Origin of the sequence: Anabaena sp. FACHB-83, assembly GCF_014697485.1 — a bacterium.
Classification (GTDB): domain Bacteria; phylum Cyanobacteriota; class Cyanobacteriia; order Cyanobacteriales; family Nostocaceae; genus Nostoc_B.
The window spans coordinates 176,808-199,843 of sequence record NZ_JACJRY010000007.1; the positions used below are offsets into that span (position 1 = coordinate 176,808).

Annotated in this window: 16 protein-coding genes; 5 read left to right on the forward strand and 11 right to left on the reverse strand. The window is 37.3% G+C overall.

Annotated elements, in window-relative coordinates:
- The gene (locus H6G79_RS11490) at positions 1-1,782 is read left to right on the forward strand and encodes a DUF262 domain-containing protein (protein ID WP_190588761.1); all 1,782 of its coding nucleotides are present in this window, start codon (positions 1-3) and stop codon (positions 1,780-1,782) included.
- A 170-nt stretch (positions 1,783-1,952) separates the two neighbouring features.
- Here H6G79_RS11490 and H6G79_RS11495 read toward each other — a convergent pair whose 3' ends face one another.
- The 8 genes from H6G79_RS11495 to H6G79_RS11530 form a co-directional block, all read right to left on the reverse strand.
- A complete protein-coding gene (locus tag H6G79_RS11495; RefSeq protein WP_190588762.1) occupies positions 1,953-2,579 on the reverse strand; it encodes a Uma2 family endonuclease in 627 nt (208 codons plus the stop codon).
- 31 nt (positions 2,580-2,610) lie between these two features.
- On the reverse strand, positions 2,611-3,759 hold the full coding sequence (locus tag H6G79_RS11500; protein ID WP_190588763.1) for a glycosyltransferase family 4 protein: 1,149 nt from the start codon (positions 3,757-3,759) through the stop codon (positions 2,611-2,613).
- A 316-nt stretch (positions 3,760-4,075) separates the two neighbouring features.
- The gene (locus H6G79_RS11505; protein ID WP_396019794.1) at positions 4,076-5,665 is read right to left on the reverse strand and encodes an MFS transporter; all 1,590 of its coding nucleotides are present in this window, start codon (positions 5,663-5,665) and stop codon (positions 4,076-4,078) included.
- On the reverse strand, positions 5,662-6,564 hold the full coding sequence (gene recO / locus H6G79_RS11510; protein WP_190588764.1) for a DNA repair protein RecO: 903 nt from the start codon (positions 6,562-6,564) through the stop codon (positions 5,662-5,664). The genes H6G79_RS11505 and recO overlap by 4 nt, the downstream gene beginning before the upstream one ends.
- 109 nt (positions 6,565-6,673) lie before the next feature.
- Positions 6,674-7,354 carry a deoxyribose-phosphate aldolase gene (deoC, locus tag H6G79_RS11515; RefSeq protein ID WP_190588765.1) on the reverse strand — a complete coding sequence of 227 codons (681 nt, stop codon included), beginning with the start codon at positions 7,352-7,354 and terminating at the stop codon, positions 6,674-6,676.
- 206 nt (positions 7,355-7,560) lie between these two features.
- Complete coding sequence (locus tag H6G79_RS11520; protein WP_190588766.1) at positions 7,561-8,685, reverse strand: DNA cytosine methyltransferase; 1,125 nt, start codon at positions 8,683-8,685, stop codon at positions 7,561-7,563.
- A 36-nt stretch (positions 8,686-8,721) separates the two neighbouring features.
- Positions 8,722-14,346 (reverse strand): ATP-binding sensor histidine kinase, encoded by a 5,625-nt coding sequence (locus tag H6G79_RS11525; protein ID WP_190588767.1) that lies wholly within the window; start codon positions 14,344-14,346, stop codon positions 8,722-8,724.
- Between the two features lie 456 nt (positions 14,347-14,802).
- Positions 14,803-15,453, reverse strand: coding sequence for a response regulator (locus H6G79_RS11530; RefSeq protein WP_190588768.1), 651 nt, complete (start codon positions 15,451-15,453; stop codon positions 14,803-14,805).
- 142 nt (positions 15,454-15,595) lie between these two features.
- On the opposite strand from H6G79_RS11530, the gene lipA reads away from it, so the two are divergent.
- Positions 15,596-16,519, forward strand: a complete 924-nt coding sequence (gene lipA / locus H6G79_RS11535) for a lipoyl synthase (RefSeq protein ID WP_190588769.1) — start codon at positions 15,596-15,598, stop codon at positions 16,517-16,519.
- 125 nt (positions 16,520-16,644) lie between these two features.
- Positions 16,645-16,782, forward strand: coding sequence for a photosystem I protein PsaX (psaX, locus tag H6G79_RS11540; protein WP_190588770.1), 138 nt, complete (start codon positions 16,645-16,647; stop codon positions 16,780-16,782).
- A gap of 21 nt (positions 16,783-16,803) precedes the next feature.
- On the opposite strand, the gene H6G79_RS11545 is transcribed toward psaX, so the two are convergent.
- On the reverse strand, positions 16,804-17,694 hold the full coding sequence (locus tag H6G79_RS11545) for a branched-chain amino acid ABC transporter permease (protein WP_190588771.1): 891 nt from the start codon (positions 17,692-17,694) through the stop codon (positions 16,804-16,806).
- Positions 17,695-17,884: 190 nt separating this feature from the next.
- On the opposite strand from H6G79_RS11545, the gene hrmK reads away from it, so the two are divergent.
- Entirely contained in the window at positions 17,885-19,684 is a 1,800-nt protein-coding gene (gene hrmK, locus H6G79_RS11550; protein ID WP_190588772.1) for a hybrid histidine kinase/response regulator HrmK, read from the forward strand.
- Positions 19,685-19,744: 60 nt separating this feature from the next.
- Positions 19,745-20,596 carry an ATP-dependent sacrificial sulfur transferase LarE gene (gene larE / locus H6G79_RS11555; RefSeq protein WP_190588773.1) on the forward strand — a complete coding sequence of 284 codons (852 nt, stop codon included), beginning with the start codon at positions 19,745-19,747 and terminating at the stop codon, positions 20,594-20,596.
- A 372-nt stretch (positions 20,597-20,968) separates the two neighbouring features.
- On the opposite strand, the gene H6G79_RS11560 is transcribed toward larE, so the two are convergent.
- Entirely contained in the window at positions 20,969-21,331 is a 363-nt protein-coding gene (locus H6G79_RS11560) for a DUF4864 domain-containing protein (RefSeq protein ID WP_190588774.1), read from the reverse strand.
- Between the two features lie 5 nt (positions 21,332-21,336).
- Positions 21,337-22,488: an SGNH/GDSL hydrolase family protein gene (locus H6G79_RS11565; RefSeq protein WP_190588775.1), complete on the reverse strand. Its 1,152-nt coding sequence runs from the start codon at positions 22,486-22,488 to the stop codon at positions 21,337-21,339.
- Positions 22,489-23,036 lie beyond the last annotated feature (548 nt).

Consider the following 23,036-nt stretch of genomic DNA (forward strand, 5'->3'; position numbering starts at 1 on the left):
ATGGCAACAATTGAATCTCGTGATTATACTTTAGAGGAATTGTTTCAAGATTTCTATGTAGTTAAAGAGTATCAACGTGAATATGTTTGGGAAGAAAAACAAGTTATAGAACTTCTCGAAGATGTCTATGAACTATTTCTAGATAATAAATCTGGTTCTGACTGGGAGTGTTTTATAGGCAGTATTATTGTTTGTAAATCTTATGATTTATATGAACTGATTGACGGTCAGCAAAGAATGACGACTGCTTATTTAATTTTGTGTGCAATAAGAGATTATTTACTAGAATTAAATCCTGATGAACCTGTTGGTAAAATTAAGGAATTCATTACTTCATACTGTGTCGAACATAATGGTAATGAAAGATTAAAAGAAAGAATAGAGCTTCAGTATGATGATGAAAGCCGTCATGTATTAGAAAGAATAGCTGGGCAGCAAAACTTTTTAGAAATTTCTGATAATAGTTCTGTACAACGTATCAAAAATGCTTATCAAGTTGCAGTGAAATTCTTAAAAGATGAATTTGGTGGTAACGAAAATACTATTCAGCAAGTTAGGCTATTTTTTGCACGTTTTATTAAAAATGTAAGGGTGGTTCGTGTAGAAACCAAGAGTATGTCTCAGGCACTCAAAGTTTTTGCGACGATTAATAATCGTGGAGTTGGTCTTGATTCTATGGACTTACTTAAAAATCTCATGTTTATCCAAATTAGTAAAGATAAAATTATTAAGGATAAAGATTTTGAGAGGCTGAAAAATAAGTGGAAAGAAATGCTAAAAATTTTATATGAAGCAAATGAAAATCCTATCAGATTTCTACGTTACTTTATTATTTCAAAATATGATTCAGAACGTATAAGAGAAGATAAAATTTACGAATGGTTTGATAAAAATGAAAGCAAATGTAAATATAAAGATAACCCTTTTGAATTTGTTGATTCTTTATTAAAATCAGCAAAAGCTTTCGCAAATTTTAAAGATGGAAAAGATATTTTCGGTAAGCACAATCGTTATTTATTAAATATATCTTATCTTTCCACTAGTCAGCATTTTGTTTTACTTTTAGCATCTCAACATTTTTCAAAAGAGATGTTTACAGAAATGTGTAAACATCTGGAAAATTTCTTATTCATGTATATTATCACTGAGGCTAGGTCAAGCAAACTTGAAGTTCTATTTGTAACATGGGCTTCTAAGTTAAGACAAATTAACAATCAACAGTCACTTGATAAATTTATATATGAAGAAATACAGATAGAAAAACAAAAACTATCAGAAAAATTTTTACTTACTTTTCGTCAGCTTGATGAAAATTCTGTTCGCAAAAAAGTATTGCAATATATTCTAGCTAAACTTACGCAATATATTGATGAATTAGCCTATGGAGATATAGAAGCTCATACTAATTTAAAAAACTACATAAATAAAACTGTTGAAATAGAACATATACTACCTCAAAACTATGATTTAGTAAAATCTTCCTTTGATAAAGAAGACCAAATATATAAATATGTTAAATATTTAGGCAATCTTACTTTAATAGAAAAGTCTATTAATACTTCAATTAAAAATAAGACATTTGAATTTAAAAAAAGTGCTTATCAAAAGTCAAAATTCTTAATTACTCAGTCAATAATAGAGCCAATAAACATTGGATTAAATACAGCAATAGACCGTGCAGTGAAAGAATTAAGTACATTTGAGATTTGGAATTCTGAGTCAATAGAATGTCGTCAAGAAATGTTGACTCAGTTGGCGAAGAAAGTATGGGATGTTATGTAGTGGTATAGATTGCAAAAACACAGCCTGCTAGTTTCTAAACAGAATAAAGGCAGTTAAAAATTCGCTGTATCTTGATGATTAAGCTACACATACTTGCTTAACTCTTGTTGCGTCATTGATTCGTAAGTCACTCGATTAGCACCTCTCCATTTGAAAGGATCGCGCTTTCATCACTCAATAACGCACTGAAAAATCTGCTCAACAGTTAGATTTAAATTTAAGAATGTTGGAGATTCTATACGTTCATTTCCTCTAAAATGTTTACCACGATATTCCCCTTCATCACTTAAAGAGTAAATTGTGATTGTTGGCTGTTTGGGGTCGCCTATTAACTCTTTACTACCCAAGGCTGCATAATCTACAATCCAATATTCTGGGATACCCATTTCTTCATAGTCAGCAAACTTTTTATGATAATCATCTCGCCAATTAGTACTGACAACTTCGATTACTAATGGGATGGAATCTGATTGACTGAGGATTGATTGTTTCTCCCACAGTGGTTCATTGAGCAAATTAGAAAAATTAATTAATAAAACATCTGGGTAGTAACCTGATATTTTATTTGTTGGCTTCAATGTAGCGGTTTTAGGTATACCGTAATTAAGTTTCAGACGAAGACACTCATACCCCAGAATCATTGTTAAAAATGCTACTATTTGCTCATGTTTCCCTGGTGGTGGTGGCATTTGAACAATCTCTCCATCGTGTAATTCATAACGAATATTTTCTGGTTGTGTAGCCAAAAAATCTAAAAATTCATTAAATGTAAATAATTTTTGGAGAGATTGTGTCATTATTTCTATGTCAGTTTAAATATGAAATGTCCTAAGCTCCCCAACTCAGACGTACAGGGCGCTCGACTAAAACTTCTTTATACAATTCTTCTAGCTGGGTAATGTTTTTATCTAATGTATATCGCTCTAAAACGCGATTTCTGGCTTTTTGTCCTAATAGAGTTGTTAATTCTGGATGATCTTGGCAGAGTGGTAGAAGGGTTTTTAATTGCGATCGCACTGTTTTAGTACTTAAAACTATACCAGCCCCTTTCTCTAAAACTTCTCCGTCCGCGCCGACATCTGTAGCTATACAAGCCCTTCCACAGGCCATTGCTTCTAACAAAGACAAAGACAATCCTTCTACCAAGGATGGCAAAATAAACACATCTGCACCCCGCAAGATTTCGATGCGTCTTTCTTCTTCCGCCACAAAGCCTAACCAAATAACGCCGTATTCTGCGCCATAAAATTGCTCTAAAGAAGCTCTTAAAGGGCCATCCCCTACAATTAATAACTTACTGCCATCGCCCATACCCGACTGTTTCCAAGCCCGGAGAAGAGCTTCAACATTTTTTTCTGGGGCTATTCTTCCTTGGTAAACAAATAAGCGTTCTGCTTGAAATTCTGCTTTAATTTTTGAATATCCCGGTGAATATTTAACTGTATCTACACCATTGGGAATCACAGCAATATTTTTGTCTCGTACACCCATACGTGCCAGTAATTCGCGCTGAATTTGGGAAAATACAATCACGCGATGATAGTTATCTAAAAAAGGTGCATACAACTGATAGGCTATGAGTTGCGTTCCTGATATCAGTTTTGCCCCTTTACCAGCAAACGGTGTATGAAAAGTAGCAATTAAATGTAAATTCAGTTGTTCACAAATTTCTGGTAAAACAAAGTCTAGGGGCGACAAAGTTAAAGAAGCATGAACAATATCGGGCTTGATTTCTCTTAAAGATTCTGTTAAAACTTTGGTCGCTTTTAGTGCCGGAATTGTATAAACTTGAGATTTATAAATAAAGGGTAACGATACTTCTTGGAATTTCGGCCAGTTATCTGGTTCAGGTTCTTCTTGGGCAAAGTGCAGAAAACTAACTTCATGTCCCCTATCTAGTAAAGCATTGGTTATTTCTCGGCTATAGGTGACATTACCACAAAAGGGCGATTTTTTTCCAATCCAGGCTATACGCATTCTTTAAAATTAGTTATAAGAAAGCTGGTTTTTATTGATGATTTTTGCGCCTTAGCTGTATTTGACTAGAACCTGATCTTACTAAATAATTTTGATTGAAAAAACACCGATATCAGCCATTGCTCAATTTGCTGATTAGCTGATGAAAATAATCGATGTTCGGATTAATTGATTTAATGAATAAGCTGTGAATTTTACACTTGGAATACAACTTTATTCTGCGTAATCTCAGGTTTATTCCCAGCAAAAAGGCACGAAATTATTGATGAGTTCAGTTTACCATGAAATCAAAGTCAATAATAAATGATTGCTTTTGTCAAGCAGACTGACGGGAGTTATACCAAGTTAAAATCCCACCAAAAAATGCGATCGCAGCTAGTCCCAAAAACACAGCTTTCAATCCCACAAAGGTTTCGGCGACCCCTGCTAGTGCTAAAGGTAAAGTCAAGGCAATATTAATCACATTATTTTGTAAGCCAAAGACTTTACCCCGCATTTCTGGGGGAGTTTCTGTTTGAATCGCAGTTTGCATCGGAATGCCAACGAACGCCCCAAAAATCCCTAAGATAGCCACAAACAACAACACCAACCACAATTGTGTTGTAAATAAAGCCAAACCAATTAAAGATGCTGCCATTCCTAAACAACCATACAAGCCAAGTTGAGAATAGGAGAAGCGTTGTCCAAACTGTCCTAACATTGTTGCGCCAACGGCAACCCCTACACCACCTGCTGCTAGTAAAAAGCCAAATTGCGAAGCTTTTAAATTCGGAATCACTTCTGCCATCCGCACTGCCAACACTGTTAAAGCGGCAAAGACAGAAAATAAAATAATCAGCCTCACTAAAGCATTCCGCACTTGATGATTAGCTTTGAGGTAAGCAAAACCGTCTCGTAAGTCTGAAAAAACATGGGGAAATTCTGTATCGGGAGCGTGGGGTTTTTCTTTGGTGGTCAACAACATTAAAATTACACCAGCGATCGCATAACTGCCACCCACTAAAATTTCTTTACCCAGGCCATTGCTACCGCCAAACTGCGCCCACATACTATCTGCGATCGCTAAAATTGGTTCACCGATGGCAAAGCCAATAATGACTGAAGCCATCATAGTTGTTGTATACAGGGAGTTTGCCGAAAGTAAGTGCTGTTCTTCAACTACCAAGGGAATTGCGGCTTGTTCGGCTGGCGCAAAAAACTGTGTCAGAGTGGAAACCAAAAAAGTCACACCCAAAATCATGACAAAACCTACTGGTAAAACTCCGATGGGTTGCCAATCATGAGTGAACCACAACAACAACGGAATTACCAAAACCAATATACCCCGCCAAATATTGGTTGCTACCAAAACTGCTTTTTTTGACCAACGATCTACAAATACTCCCGCCACCGAACCAAATAATACGGCTGGAATGGTAAACGCCATCATCAATGCTGATACCCAACCACTAATGCTTTGACTACCTGCTTGAAAGTGAGTATTGATTAAAGCAATCATCAATACCAAGTACACTTTATCAGCCAGTTGGCAAAACACTTGCCCACCCCAAAGTGCTAAGAAATTCGGGTTTTTTAATACAGGTAAAAATCCCTGCTGTTGTACTTTGTCTGAGTTCGCTTCACCGCCAGAACCATTCCCGGTAGTTTTTTCTGTTGCAGTTGCAACTGGTAAACTTTCTTCCTTCCGGTTGGGTGCAAGATTGACAACTGTATCCGATGTCCATTCTTTACCATTAGTTGGAACATCGGGTTTAGAAATTTCTTGGTTGTAAATTTGACTATTTGTCGAGATAGGAACAGACTTCAAATGATTAGTCACATTAGAAGTATTTGTCCGAATCGGTTTTTTGGTGTGGCTTGGTGATAAAGGAAGGATTTTTCGATCCAAATCAGATGGTTGCATCATGGTTGGTTGGCAGCAAAATAAGAATCTATTAGGATAGCGGAGCGAATAGAATGGCCTAAATGATACTGAGCATACTGACGTAAAATCTGCTCAATCGATAACCAGCCATTATCTCTAATTCCATCAATTTGTATTATCTCTGGTTGTGACAGTTGTTGGAGCAGAGTAAATTCTCTGGCACTCAAACGACAGGAAATAACTGGAATTTCTTGTCGATGGACAACAGTCTCGTAACTAGGGATAGAAGAATTTGCTGATGGGGAAAATTCGGAATGATTTCTATTTTCCCATTTTTCTTTCTCGCGTTTTCTGCGTAAACTTTCCCATGCCTCTAAACAAATTACCCCACCAGATGGCACACTAAAGCCAACTTGCCAGTTGGGGTTAGTCAAGTCTGGGGTGAGAGGCTTTTGAGTTAAACAACAGGTTTGGGTTTGCGGTGTTAGTCCAGCCAAAACTAAAAGTTGAAACACACCCAAGGACAGATATGCGTAAACAGATGATATTTCAGCTTTTGGGAGGATTTCTAATTGATGAAGATGTGCATTCAGTAACTCATAAAGTTCTTCTTGGGGTTGTTCACTCAAAGCCTGAGACAAGGCGATTTCGGCTAAATATTGACCTGCGGCTAATTTGCCTAAATCTTGAGCTAAACCAGGGTAAGTTTTTAACGTTTGGGCTTGTGTAATTTTATCGAGCGATCGCCCTTTCGCAATCAGTAGTTCATTCACAACAAACATCCCACTCCGACCACCCAGGCTAGAGTTGTGCTTACGCGCCCCTGGAGCAACTGCACGAATCAGACCAAACTCTCGTGTCAAAATTGTCACTATCCTGTCTGACTCGCCCAGCACCTGAGTTTTAAGATTAATACCAGTTGCCTTATAAGTTTTACTCATGAATCATTAGTCATCAGTCACTAGTCATTAACAGCCAGTGTATGGGGTGGTTTCGCCGACTTTCTCACTGGCGTTCATTAGCTGTGGAGGAAAGACAACGGACAAATGACTATTCCCCTTTCTCCAGATTATCGCGCTGGCGGAGCAAATCGATACCACGAGATGTCCCCAATCTTGTAGCACCCGCTAGGATTAAGTCTAAAGCTTGTTCGTGAGTCCGAATACCCCCAGAAGCTTTAATTCCTATGCTGTCTCTGACTATTTCTTTCAAAAGACGCACATCCGCTAATGTAGCACCGCCATTCCAACCTGTACTGGTTTTCAGGAATGCTGCACCCGCATCCATACATATTTCTGCTGCCAGTCTTTTTTCGGCATCTGTCAGCAGACCAGTTTCTAAAATTACCTTGACTGTTTGCCCTGTTTCTTCACAAATCTCAGCAATTTCTCGGTGAACTTCTTCGGTTTTTCCGATCTTCAACCAGCTTAAGTTAAGTACTAAATCTAACTCAGTAGCACCATTTTCTACCGCTTCTTGCGCTTCATACAGCTTAACGGCTGAAGTTGTGGCTCCCGACGGAAAACCAATCACAGTACAAACTTTTGGCTTTTTATTTTGTAGGAGTTCTGCTGCTTGCTTAACGTGGGTAGGGTAAATGCAAACCGCCGCAAAGTTAAATCTATATGCTTGTTCACACCATTGCTCAACCTGCTCTGGAGTAGCCGTTGGCGTTAACAGGGCGTGATCGATAAATGGCGCAATATCAATATTTGGATAGTCTGCTGCCATTGAACTTTTGCCTATGAATGATTATTAAGCTTTATAAAAAATTAAGACATTTATTATATATTAAACCACATTAACTCTGAATTTAACTCCAAAACTAGCTAATTATTCAGGTTATATTTGGAGGCATTTTGAGTTTATTTAATTATTGTAACTAAATTTATGGATTGTTAGACAATTTGTGCTTGCTGCAATGCCACAGTTTTGTCTTAGTTAATTCCTAAAAAATCCAGAATAGTTCTCGCTAACCCCTGAGACAGCAAGTAAGGTACACCATTACCGATGGATTTAAACATATTAGTCAAAGACATCAAATCAGGAAGTACAAAATTTTCTGGTAAAGATTGTATGGCTAAAGCTTCAGCTACAGAAATTCGCCGCATTTTATAAGGATGTAAATGTACTTCATTATTGCCATAGCAAGCTGTGGGAGAATAACGCCAACGGTGCAGACGTTTAAATGATTTCTTAGAATCATCTCCTTCATCAACAGTCGCAAATTTACTCATCCCGGCTCTGGGTTGAAAATAATGCTGAGTATTAGGATGATGCTGAACGTTATTTTTTCTAAACCAAAATTCCACAGTTAATTCTGGAATAATATTCTCCGGGCAAGGTAATAAAGAATCTGCTTGAAATGATTGGTATCGCGGCCAAGAACAAGCGAAAATCTCTGTCTGAGAATATGTTGTATATTTTTGCCAAAAGCCTAGATTTACCTGTTTTTTTATTTTATTTTGATTGATAAAATTCTGATGAAAGCCTATGATAATAATTCTTTCTCTATCTTGAGGTACGCCATATTCAAGGGCATTAATCAAACGTTCCGTTAAAAAATAGCCGGCTTGCTGTAACCGAATTTTTAAAGATTCAAAAAATATACGGTGTTTTTTAGTTCGCCATAATCCTTTAACATTTTCAAATAAAAAGAAATCAGGCAGATTCTGGCAAATTAATTCAATGTATGCGGCAGAAAGTTTACCATTATCTCCCAAGTGTCCTTTATTTTTACCACCAATCGAAAAATCAGGACAAGGAGGGCCACCAATAAAACCAATAATATTATTAGACTTGCGGCAATCTTTGATTAATTCTAATAAATATTGTGCTTGTATTCCTGCAACTAAGTTACTGACATCACCTGCTTCCCCGTGATGATATCCATATTCAGACAGTGGTAATTTAAGTAATTCTCTAGAATAACGGTATGCTGCCATGAAAGGTGCGAAAATTTCATTGACATAAACCACATTAAAACCGCTATGTTCAAAGCCTAAATCGAGAAAACCAGCACCAGCAAAAAATGAGAAAATAGCAGGGCGATCGCTATTCATTAGCAATTTTAATCAGGACATCTTTAAATTTACCATTTATCGCATTGGTATCTCAATCACAAACTCAGTACCTTGATTTAATTCAGAATGGTAAAATAAATTGCCCTGATGCTTATCCACTACAATCTGATAACTAATTGACAACCCTAACCCAGTCCCACCACCTACATCTTTAGTGGTAAAAAATGGGTCAAATATTTTTTGACTAATATCTTCTGGAATACCACCACCATTATCTGCGATCGTAATTCTGATCATCCGAGATGCGGTTAACTCTGTACAAATTTTAATTTGAGGCTGTTGATGATTTTGGAGACATTGAGTATTTAAAAAACTGCCTCTTAAGGCATCAATCGCATTACTCAAAACATTCATAAAAACTTGATTCAGTTGACCGGCATAACAAGTGACTTCTGGTAAATTACCATATTCTTTAATTACACCAATTTCTGGTAAATTATTTTTTTCTTTTAGTTGATTTTGCAAAATCATTAAAGTATTATCAATACCCTGATGAATATCAACAGGTTTCATATCCGATTCATCTAAGCGAGAGAAATTGCGTAAACCTAGAACAATATCTCGAATCCGTGAACTGCCCATTTTCATCGAATCTATCGTTTTCGGTAAATCATCAACCAAAAACTGCAAATCTATTTCCTCAGTTTTTTCAGCAATTATCGGTGTGGGATTTGGATATTCTTGTTGATATAAATCCATTAAATCTAGTAAATCACTGACATAATCATTAGTGTGTACAATATTGCCATGAATAAAATTGATGGGATTATTAATTTCATGGGCAATACCCGCTACCATTTGACCCAAAGAAGACATCTTCTCACTTTGAATTAATTGAGCTTGCGTTCTTTTTAACTCCTGGAGTGCTTGTTGCAGTTTGTCATTTTTATCTTTAAGCTCGTTGGTTCTTTCTGCAACTTTGGCTTCTAAATTATGATTGTATTCTTCTAATTGTTGCTTAGTTTTATTTAAATTTTCATAGAGAAGCGCATTCTCTAAAGAAATTGTAGCTTGACTAGTGAGAAGTTTGAGGACTTCTAGGCGATCGTTTGTAAATGCACCTGTAGCTAAATTATTTTCTAGATATAATATCCCCAGCAGTTGGTTTTGATTGATCATCGGCATACACAGCAGACTTTTTGGTTGTTCCCGCATAACATACATATCTGCCGCTAAAAATGCCTGATTGATCGCATCATCAACCACTAAGATTTCTCGACTACGTTTCACATAATTAATTACCGCCTGCGGTACCTCGCTGCAAGACTCTAAATCAATAGAAGTAAATTCTGTATAGATACAAGCTAAATTAAGAATGGAACTAATAGCTCTAACAGTGAAACTTGAATTATCAGCTTCATTTAAAACTAAAACACATTTAGATGCGCCTACATTTTCCATCACAACTGTCATCATTGTTGACAGCAAATCTGGCAGATTAATTTCTCCTGATAGCGCCTGGGAAGCTTTAATCACAGATGCCAAATCTAACATATCCGAAATGCTAGTATTAGAACTCATAACAGTGTCATGACTGCTGATAGAAGTCTGCATATTATGAGTTAAAGATGTACTAAATTCTGCTTCCCTATGTAGCTGAAAATCTTGGCTGAGTTGTTCTTCCTGAATAATAGCCGCCAGTAAATAAGGATGACGTTTTTGCAAATCTTGAGCTTTAGTTAATGCTCCCCAACGAACATAACCATAGTAAGCATCAATTAAGTAAGCTTTAGCAATCTTTTCTTTATCCCAAGTTAAATAAAAATTAGCAGCCAATTCATTAGCTAAGGCTTCTTCATGGATAAATTCATTTTCCTTGGCTGACGAAATAGCACGGTCATAAAACTCTATTGCTTCCAGATATTGATTTAGTACTCGATATTTTTCAGCTTCTACTAAATAAAATTTATTTAAATAATTACTAGAAGCACTGAGCGACCATCTTTGCATTCTTGCTTGATTTGCTCCAACCTTAGCCAATATCTCTTCCTGTTGAGGCGAGTCAACCTCATGATATATAGCCAAATGAACTAGAGAATCATAAAAGAAAAATTGCGGAAATGTAAATTGACCAATTCCCCCAGATAAATACTTTTCAGCATTGATAGCATAATTAATCGCCTCAGAATATTCTCGGAGTAAATAACATAGATGGAGCTTACAGACATAGAAATATAACAGAGCATTGATATCGTTGGCTTCTCTGTGGATAGAAAGTAATTCTTCCTCATTGTAGGCTTCACCAATTAAATAACAAGGATTCTGCACATTATCTTGTAAATTTAAAACAGTCTGTCGGTAAATTTCAATCCAGTAAAAAACTCTATCTTGTTTAATTTGCTTGACTGCATAACTATAGGTTGCCATCTCTCTTTCTAGAGAGTTTAGTGCTTTCCCACTAAAATATGAAATATAGCAGTATGCTTTGAGAGAATAGGCAGCAAATTCTAAGTCCCCAGCTTCTAAACCTGCTGAATAAGCTTCTAAAAGATACTTTAAAGATTCACTAACGGGATCTTGCCAATGTTTGACATGGGCATTAAATGTCTGAATAACTTTAGCTTTGATTTCTTTATTATTCAATTTAGTTAATAAGCTTGTAGCCAGGTTGCCAAATTTATAGCCAGAGTCAATATCTTCTACTGCGCCACAAAGCATAAATCCATAGCAAACATACACATACGAGGAGAAATCAGAATTACCATATTCCAAAGATAAGTGGATCTGTTTTACAACTAATAAAGGAAATAGTTCTGGAATTACGGTGTAGGCTAAAGCAAGAATACTAGATGAAACACGCATAATTGCTAATGCTGTTGCATCTTGCATAATTGGCAAATCTATTAAACTATCAATACTCCTATGAATGAAGTATTGATTTGTTTCATCTATTGCTTGTTGAATGTCTAATCGGCTAGGTTGTCTTGGAAATTCAACGCCAAATAATTTCAAAAAATCTAGTCCAGCCTGGACACCTGCTTGTGCTTTGTTTTGCGCTCCAGATGATTGAATAGTAATTTCAATTACTTTGACTTGATCTAAATTCGTCTTGGCATTAACTAAAACTATTTGAATAATTTCCTCTGCTTGTGTAAAATCTCCATTTAAATATGCTGCTTCTGCTGCTGTTTCCCATAGAGATAAAGTTAGTGCATATTCAGTATTCCAAGCATATTCAGGAAGTAGTTTAATGCCTGTATTTAAATATTTCAATGCTGCTGAGTAAGCTGTTGAGGCTAAAGCTTTACGTCCAGCAGTCAGATTCATTTCTGCAAGTTCATAACGCTGATTTGGATTGGTAATCAACTCTACAGCTATATTAAACTGATTAACTAGCTCAAAAATTTTCTCCTCTCTTTCTGCTATAGGAATATTTTTTAATAAAAGTAAGCCAATTTTTAAATGAGTTAATTTTTTTTGTTCATTAGCAATTAAAGAATAAGCGGCTTGCTGTACACGGTCATGTACAAATTTATATTTAGGAAGTTGATAGTTATTGAGCTTTGATTTATTAACAGTAGGATGATTAATAACGTCTAATTTGGCATCATCATCATCTGATAAGAAAATATACCCATCATTTTGCGGGATGATGAGACCTTCAATTAATGACGGCCATAAATCTGATGCCGTATCAATCACAGATTTTTCACAGATAATAGCTAAAGTTTTTAAGTCAAACTCGTTACCAATGCAAGCTGCCAGTTGTAATATATTTTGTGTATTTTGCGGCAATTTCTCTATCTGAATTGCCATAAACTCTACAACATCATCTGTAAAAGTAATAGTTTTAATTGTTGCTAAATCATATTGCCAATATCCCGCTTCAAAATTCAATTTTATTAACCCTTCATCATATAATCCTTTGATGAATTGTATAGCGAAAAAGGGATTTCCTTGAGTTTTAGCAAATACCATTTGTGTTAAAGGTATAGCTAATACTTCCGAACAATGAAGTGTATCGGCAATTAAATAGTTTAAACTAGACTGATTTAATGGCAGAAGGTGAATTTGACTTATGTGATTTCCAGATTTCCTAATGTCGTTTAATGTTAAAACTAAAGGATGAATATGAGAAACTTCATTATCTCTATATGCACCAATTAGTAATATATTTCCTTGAGTTGCTTCTATGTCGGTTATTTCACTAATAAGAGTAGGAGAAGTATTTCCACTCATTAATAATTGAATAAATTTTAAAGAAGCATGATCCGCCCATTGTAAATCATCCAAGAATATGACTAGTGGTTGGTCTTTTGTTGTGAATACTTGGATAAATCTTTGAAACAATAAGTGAAAGCGATTTTGGGCTGCACTACCAGATAATTCTACAATTTCTGGTTGTTGACCAATTATTCTGGCTAATTCAGGAATGACATCAAGAATGACCTGTGCTTGTGTGCCTAATGCTGATAATATTTTTATTCTCCATTTTTGAAGCTCAGTATCATTATCTGCCAATAATTGTCCAATTAAGTTACGTAATGCTTGAATTAAAGCCGACAATGGTATGTCACGTTGAAATTGCTCAAATTTACCCTTAATAAAATAACTACGTTGTCTAACAATGGGTTTATGAATTTCATTAATGATAGCAGTTTTACCAATGCCAGAAGAACCTGTGACTAATATCATTTCTGTTTGAGTATTAGCTACCCGCTCAAAAGTATTCAGTAAAGTTTCGACTTCGAGCTGTCGTCCATACAGTTTTTCGGGAATTGTAAATTGACTGGATATATCCTTCTGTGCTAATTCAAAAGGTAATATGCTTCCCGTTTCTTGCCATTGTTTTTGGCATATTTCTAAATCATATCTAAGTCCATAACCGCTTTGATAACGGTCTTCGGCATTTTTAGCAATTAATTTGCTAATAATATCAGAGATAATTGATGGAATATTAGGATTAAGAGAGTTGATTTTTGCTGGCTGTTTAGCAATATGAGAATAAACTAGTTCCATTGGGTCGGAACTGATGAATGGTAGATTGCCTGTTAGAAGTTCAAAAAAAGTTATACCCAAAGAATAAAAATCGCTACGGTAGTCAATAACTCTATTCATCCGTCCTGTTTGTTCAGGGGAAATATAAGCTAAAGTTCCTTCTAAAATATTGGGATTAGTCAAGGATTTAACTTCTTTCGGTAAAAGTGTAGAGATACTAAAGTCAATAAGTTTGATTTCTTCCGTAGTGGGATGAATTAAAATATTAGCTGGTTTGATATCTTTATGAATAATTCGATGACGATGTAGTAGTTCTAAGGTCGTGGTAATTTTAATAGCAATATTAAAAAATTCGTTCAATGACAGGTCACCTTCGCCAATTTTATATTTTTCTAAGCGCCATTCTTTGAGAGATATACCACCAAAATCTTCCATAACCAAAACATAGCCATTGCGATAGTTTTCTAGGCTATATGGTTTGACAATACCGGGAATTTCCAGATTTTGAGTAATAGTGTATTGGTTGCGAAATTGGGCAATTTCTATAAAAGTGGGATATTCATTCCGCATCAGTTTGAGAATGACAGGTTTTTGGTCTGCTTCTCTCAAGCCACGATATACTATGGTTTTACTACCATAGTATATTTGCTCAGTAATTTGATAACCAAATATAGGATATATCGTGTCTGATACTGTTAACATCTCAGCCTTTGCCTTGAACTAAGGACTATTATTTCAGTATTCCCAGAAATCAATTACTAATATCATTAGAATAACGAAAATTTTGTTATGATTTTTTATAAATATGCTTTGTAATAGAAAAATTAGTTATTAACAAAAGTTTAGTAATAACAAATAATTATTAATTTGCAGTGTCATTTATATTGCATAAAAGCGTATATGCGTATGATTATAAAATCAAGATATTTTTTGCACCTGAGAAAAATAATCGAGTAGAGATTTTTCTATTAATATCTCTACTCGATTATTTTTGGTAATTATTGACTACTAGTAATGTTATTTCTTTCTAGAAAATTTACGATTTATAGTACTTTTTCTAGTAAAAGACTAGAAAGTTATACTATATTTAATCGAGATTGAATGAGAATTTGGAGAAGAAACTATTAAAGGCAACAGAGACTAAAGCAAGTTTGAACTTTACTTAATTTTCTGTTTAATAAAGGTGACTACCTGAGCTAACTGTTTTTTCAAGCCATCTATTTCAGTTTGCATTTGAACTATTTTCTCATTCAGTGCTTTAATTTCTGCTAAAGAGGCTGTTTCAACAGGAGATGCTGATGGTAGTGGCGAGTGGTCAATACTGACTGTAGCTACTGTTTCTTGTTCGGCGATCGCACTTGTACTAATTGTATTTGTACTAGCGCCATTTTTAGCCGCCCCAACTCCTACTAAAGCAGGTTCAGGGCGTGGCAGCTTGGCCTTAGCCATTGCTGATTTAATCGCGTCAATCAGTTGCTTTTTATCAAATGGTTTACCTAGAAAATCAAAATATTCAAATGGTTCGGGGATTTTTTCGGTAACTTCTTCCTTGCGACCAGACATGATCACTAAAGGAATTTTTCTTAAATCTGGCTGGGCTTGAATTTGTTGAAAAACTTCCCAGCCACTCATTTTGGGTAGTAGGAAATCTAACATAATCAAGCTGAGTTTTTCTTGACGGATAAAATTAAGTCCTTCCACCCCGTCTTTTGCTTCTAACACCTCGAAGTTACCTGGAGGTAACATTTCTCGGACTTTTACCCTGACAACGGTAGTGTCATCGATAACTAAAATTTTGTTACTGGCCACGACTGATTTCTCTAACAGAAAATTTAAGTTGCATTACGGCTATGCCGCTTGACCTTGAGAGTCATCCCACTATATCTAAATTTTTTATGGATTGGGGGATAGTATATTTCGGTATAAATAGCTGGAGATTTATCTAGGATTTATGACTTTGTTACCATCAGGGGAATTTAAGTCCGAAATTATGGCTATGCCTAGCTGGTTACGCCGCCCGATTGGCAAAGCCAGTGAAATTTCTACCGTACAAAGCATTATTAAACAGCGTCAAATTCACACGATTTGCGAAGAGGGACGTTGCCCTAACAGGGGAGAGTGCTATGCCCGAAAAACGGCTACTTTTTTGCTGATGGGGCCTACTTGCACCCGTGCTTGTGCTTTTTGTCAAGTTGATAAAGGCCATGCACCAATGCCGCTTGATTTAGCAGAACCCCAGAAGGTAGCAGAGGCAGTCCAACTTCTAGGATTAAATTATGTGGTGTTAACTTCTGTGGCGCGGGATGATTTACCAGATCAAGGAGCGGGACATTTTGTCAAAACAATGGAGGCGGTGAGGAAGTTAAACCCTGACACTCAAATTGAAGTACTCACACCAGATTTTTGGGGTGGTGCGGGTGTGGGTGAGGCAGGACAGCGCCAACGGATTGAATTGATTGTGAATGCCAAACCTGCTTGTTTTAATCACAATATTGAGACGGTACAACGATTAACTGGGCGAGTGCGTCGGGGGGCAAAATACGATCGCTCCCTGCAAGTCTTGGCTATAGTGAAAGAAATTGACCCGACTATCCCCACCAAGTCTGGTTTAATGCTGGGACATGGCGAAACTGTTGCAGAAGTTCTCGAAACAATGGCAGATTTAAGAACTATAGGCTGCGATCGCTTAACTATTGGTCAGTATATGCGTCCTTCCTTAGATCATTTGCCAGTACAAAAATACTGGACTCCAGAGGAATTTGATGAGCTTGGTAGTTTAGCATGGAAAATGGGATTCACTCATGTCCGTTCTGGGCCTCTGGTTCGCAGTTCTTACCATGCAGGAGAAGATACAAGTGTGAAGCCTGAAGTCTGAATTACAACTCATTACTCATAACCCACCACTCCTCCCTCGCTAGACAAATATTTTTAACGAATCTGGGTAATTGGTGCAGCTATTTGGTATTTCTGAAAAAGTCATGACATTAAGGAGAACCTCTTATGGCTACTCAAAACAAAAGTTCCGCAGTGGCAGACAGTGGAGCAAAGCCTCCCTATCCATTTCGTACAGGTTGGGCGTTGCTGCTGTTAGCTCTTAACTTGTTGGTAGCAGCCTACTATTTCCACATCATTGAATAATTAGAAGTGGGCTGGTGCTGCTCAAATCGTGCCTTTAAATAAACCTTTGGGGCGAATGAGCAGCACCAAAATCATAATTAGTAGGGCAATACCTTGTTTGTATTGTGAACCCAGCCAAATAGTGCTAACTTCCTGAGCAATGCCAATGATAAAAGCTGCGGCGATCGCTCCATAAGGGTTCCCAATTCCGCCTAAAATTACTGAAGCAAACAATGGCAAAATTAAAAACCATCCCATATTAGGGCGCACCGCCGTAATTAAACCGTACATACTTCCACCCAAGGAAGTGAGTGTACCAGCAATCAGCCAAGTCCAAAGAATAACTTGCTCAACATTGATACCGGAAACTCTAGCTAAATCTAAATCATCTGCGACAGCTCGCATTGCTTTACCAATTTTGGTGTTTTGCAGGAGGTAATGCAGCCCCACAATTGCTAACACAGCTAGACCTAAAACCAAAAGTTGATTTTGGGGGATTTTGACACCAAAAAAGTCCCAAGCAGAAGTCACAGGAACATTGTAGTTTTGGTTTTTGCCACCCCAAACTAAGATAATGCCATTACGTAAAAATAAAGCTAGACCAATAGAAATAATAATCAGCGTTGTGGAAGTGGCACGAATTAAGCGCATCTTTGACCACAATAACTTTTCTGATAGCAGCATCGCGCCGACGGTTCCCACGGCTGCCAAAATCATCGATAGCCAGATATTCACCCCAGCTGCATTTACCAACAGCGTCAAATACGCACCTAAAGTCAGAAAATCACCATGAGCAAAATTCGATAACCGTAAAATCCCGTAGGTGAGGGTCAGACCAACCGCAGCTAAAGCAATAATGCTTCCTAAAGCAATACCATTGACAATTAGTTGTAGAACTTGTTGTATATCTTGTTGTAGAACTTGTGGAACCATGATTTTTACGCAAATTAGTTACTCTAAAGAAATTAGACTTGAGTGATTTATTCTAAAACTAGTGTTACGTCTGTTACCATAAACAGTAAAAGTTAGAGTTTGTGAACAATTAGGATTTGTGAGCTAATATACATAGAATCTTGTTCGCAATTTTGCGCCAGGCTAAACTTGTTCAACGGTCTAGTTGACCATGCAGCAGTATTCAAGCTTACCAGAACAAAACTCACAGGTAGATACAACGCCAAGTCTTTTGGCAACAATTCAACAACTCCGTGCGGAGTTGTGGTTAGAGTGCAGCTTGAACAAGTTGCAAAGTCGCCTGAATGATTACCTATTGTCTGTTTCTGCGTCTACTTTACAGGTAGAAGCAACAGCAGCAGAAATTTTTCAAACAGTGGTCGATGAACTTGATGTGGCTTTGAATAATAGTAGAGTAGCGATCGCTCTACCTCAACCACAAACAACATTGGCTCAAGTTTGTTATGTGTCAACTTCTGCATCAGCCTTAGAAGTCACACCCCAAAAAGGCAAAAAACTGCGGTTGCAATTAACGCAAATGGTGGAAGTTTCAGACTTGCAGCGCCTTGCTAGTCAACAACCGCCAAGTGCTTGGCCTTTAACCAATAATTCTGAAATGATTGGCTGGCTAATTATTCCTAAAGCACCGCGAGAAGTCCTGACAGCATCACAACTACAACTGAAACCAGAATTATTCACCAGAGTCACCCAACAACTGACTAACGCTCTGGCACAGTTTAAACAAATACAATCTTGGCAGCAACTCTCACAAAATATAGGTAATTCTAATCAGGAACTTGAAAGAACCAATCAACTCAAAAATCAGTTTCTCGCCAATACCAGCCACGAAATTCGCACACCCTTGAGTTCGATTATCGGATTCACCCATTTACTGTTAGCTCAAGGTTACGAACCCAGCCGAGAACGCCATCAAGAATATTTAAATATTATTCAGTCAAGTGGCAAACACTTGTTAGCACTGATTAATGATATTTTAGACCTCTCCAAAATTGAAGCCAATCAGCTAGAAGTCCAACCAGAAGAAGTAAATGTGCCAGAACTATGCCGTAATGTTTTGGCATTAGTCAAAGAGAAAGCCGCTAACAAAGGCTTAAAACTGCGCCTAGAACTAGATCCTAGCGTGACAACTTTAGTTGCAGATCCCTTGCGCCTCAAGCAAATGCTATTAAATTTGCTCTTCAATGCTGTCAAGTTTACTTGTACTGGGGAAGTGGGTTTAAAAGTTATCCCACAAGCTGAATTTGTCAATTTTACAGTTTGGGATACAGGAATTGGAATTTCTCAATTAGACCAAGAACAACTTTTTCAACCTTATTTTCAGATTGCGAACTCAGTAACTAACCGTGATGAAGGTACAGGCTTGGGTTTGGTTGTCACCAAGAAACTGGCAGAAATTCACGGGGGTTCTGTAGAAGTAGAATCGAAACTGAATCAGGGTTCGCGTTTTACAATTATTCTGCCTGTGACACCAGTAACGGAAGTGCTAGAGCATCCGAAAGCTCAAACAGATGCAGCAGATATTACCTTATGTGCGTCAAATATCGTTCCTAGTTCTAACTTCCGAATTTTATTGGTGGAAGATGATTTACCCAATGGCCAGTTAATGCAAACTTATCTTGAGAGATTGGGTTATCAGGTAACTTGGATTAAAAATGCTACCGCAATTTGGTCAACTCTGGCACAACAAACACCAGGGTTAATTTTAATTGATATTCAGTTACCCGATGAAAACGGGCTACAGGTGGTCAAGCAACTACGTCAAAACGCAGAGTATCAAAAAATTCCAGTAATTGCTCAAACGGCAATGGCGATGAAAGGCGATCGCGAAACTTGTATCGCATCAGGAGTCAATGAATATATTTCTAAACCCCTGGATTTACCACTTTTAGCGGCTTTAGTAGCTAAGTATATTCAATTACCACCACCAGCATCGGAAGCGTCGCCCAGCTAAAACACAGATTTTCTGTACACCTCTACAATGGAAATTGTGGGGAAATGTCAGGAATTCAAAATGAAATTGTCGGAAAAACTAGAGCAACTCAAAGCCTTATTTGGCGAAATGGAACGCGCCTTAATTGCCTATTCTGGTGGTGTAGATAGTACTTTAGTGGCGAAGATTGCTTATGATGTTTTAGGCGATCGCGCTTTGGCTGTAACAGCAGTTTCGCCTTCACTGTTACCAGAAGAATTAGAAGACGCAAAAATTCAAGCCGCAACTATTGGGATTACGCATCAAGTTGTGCAAACCAATGAGATGGCAAATCCCAACTACACATCAAATCCTGTCAATCGCTGCTATTTTTGCAAAAGCGAACTACACGACACACTCAAACCATTAGCTGTAGAGTTAGGCTACCCCTATGTAGTGGATGGGGTGAACGCCGATGATTTACACGATTATCGCCCAGGAATCCAAGCCGCCAAAGAACGAGGGGCGCGATCGCCTTTAGCTGAAATTGGTGTATCTAAATTAGAAGTTCGCCAACTTTCTCAACAACTTAATTTACCTTGGTGGGATAAACCTGCTCAACCTTGCTTAAGTTCCCGCTTTCCTTATGGTGAAGAAATTACCGTAGCTAAATTACAAAGAGTCGGTAGAGCCGAAATTTATTTGCGGAAACTCGGATGGGATAATTTGCGTGTACGTTCTGAAGGTGACACCGCCCGCATTGAATTAGCCCCAGAAAAAATTAAAGATTTCGTCTTAGCTGTTGATTTAGCTACTGTAGTTACCGCATTCCAAGAATTTGGCTTTATCTACGTCACCTTAGATTTAGAAGGTTATCGTAGCGGCAAATTAAATCAAGTCTTGAAGGTAAATTTAGAAGGCAGAAGCCAGAAGTCAGAAATCGGAATACTATAACCTTTTCTAGTCTGCTGATGTACAAATTTATCTGCGTCCATCTGCGTCCATCGGCGGTTAATTATTTTTGTCTAGTAACTCACTAGAGTCAGAAACGCTATGTAGGGATAAAAGAAATTATTTCTAGATGATCAGGACTTACGCAAAATCATGAAAAAACGAACCACAAAGGGCGCATAGACGCGATAGCGGCTTCCCGCAGGGTAGGACACGAAGTGAAGAGGATTTAAGAGGGTTCTTGCGTAAGTCCTAATGATTATTCTAGACAAATATTTCTCGACTATAGCAATCCTCAATCATCAACAAACCTCTCTCCCTTGTCTCCCTTGTCCCCCTTGTCCCCCTTGTCTCCCTTGTCTATTAATTAATAATCTAAGTAATTTCCGCTTCTACTGATACTAAAATGCAACCGTTGATTTTCCAAGTATCATCGCGTTGCTGTTCCATAAAATATAACGCCCGCAACGGCGTACCATGAGGACTCAACAATAATACAGGTTGAGTTATATTGTCTTGAATAATAGTAATTTTTTCAAACATCACCGAACGAGGACGATACACCGCCGGGTAATTTAGCATTACCATCCGCATAAAGTTTTCTGGGCTTTGAAATTGCTCTTGAATTCCCGCACTTGCAAAAGTAAACGCAGTTTGAGCATCATCTTGCTGAAAAGCCGCTAATTGACTTTCAATCACAGAACGGATGGCAATAGCATCAGTATCATGAATTTCCATAAATTTTAAAACTGCGATCGCAATTTTTCCTGTTCACGCTGAGTCAACTTGTACTCGACTTGTTCTAGTGCGGAACGCCAAACATCATATCCCTCCTGGGATAGATGTAATCCATCAGTGGTTAACTCTAAGCGCAAATTACCTTCAAAATCGGTAAACCAATCATGAATATTTAAATAATTTGCTTTCTCTTGTTGAGCAATTAGGGACAATTGAAAATTAATCCGCCGAATTCGGCTATTAGAAATTGTTGGTAAGCTTGCTGGCAAAATTGATTGCACAATTATCTCAGTTTTTGGGTGTTCCTTTCGCAAACGGCGGATAATTTGGCGGTAATTTTGCAAAATCACTTCATCTTTTAGCCCTCGGCGTAAATCATTAATTCCCGCCATGATGTAAATGACTTCTGGCTTTGTAGAGGAAAATGCGCTTAATCTTTTTAAAATTCCGCCAGAAGTATCACCAGATATACCTTGATTTAGCCAAAGTTTGCCACTAGGTAGTTTTTGCGGGGGGAACCACAAACTTAAAGAATCCCCAAGCATAATACTTAAATGATTGTTACCTTGACCTTTAGTCACAGCTTTGGCTTCTAAAGCTAATAAACTCTTCCAATCTTCGTAAGTTAATTGGCGTTGTTTATTAGATTCGGAAAAAGATGGCGCATCATCAGACATACGTGTATAAATTTGACCAGTCTTTAAAGCCGCTAGTCTTTGGTAATAAAGTTGATATCCAGATGTTAACGGTACATTTGATGATGCTGAACTGCGATGAAATAGTGACTCGATTGGCGCTAACAATCCTGGCTCACTAATTGCTGGTAAAGATTCATCAAGACTTGCAGCTTTTTTATTATCAACTATTGATTGTGAATACTTTAAAGCTGGTGAGGAAATATCCGCACTAGGGATAATTTTTTCACTCACTGTTGAGTGCGAATTTTTTATATGTTGTAAAGCTTGATATCTCAACTCTGGTAAAGACTTGTCAAAGGCAGGAAGATTGTTTCCACCTATCATTAACAGTGAATTATGTTTTGCTGTCCCCAGGTAACTAGAATTTGCTGGCAATCTTTTTGACAGAGGCGAAAGCGTCGATACTGGTATTGCCAATCCTGTTAACAAGCCTACTGCTAACAGATAATTGTGCTTCATCGCTTTGTATTTCCTCATACTTGGTACTTTCCCTTATGACAGCATTTGCTACCTGTGTTCAGGATGATTTTTTTCTTGGTTAAGTTATTATTTTTATTTACACTCAGTAGTACTGTAAAGCAGTTTAACAAGATTACATTTGGAATTCATCATCTCTTTAACGCAACTTTTTATAAAAATAGAAGTTTCTACGTAGTTAACATAGCTTTGCCTGAGCGTTTCCGTGAATCTGCAAATTAGTGAATTGTAGAGATTCGTTCTTTGCAGAACCTTTATACTGTGAGTTAATCACTCAATATATTTACTATACTTAGCAGTAATCTTGCTTAGTATAGCAACAACTAGACGTAAATAAATATACGTAAGTTAATCTTAATGCTTGATGGCAAGCTGATGCCATTACCCGGATGTGGGGAGTGTGGGGAGAGAGGGGAGTGTGGGGGGAAAGATTTCTTTACCATCCTCCCACCCCCTTTCAAGGGCAGGTTTTTAAACCTTCGATAAATAGTTGAGAATATTCTCAATTATGAAACGTAGTTTTAACTGTT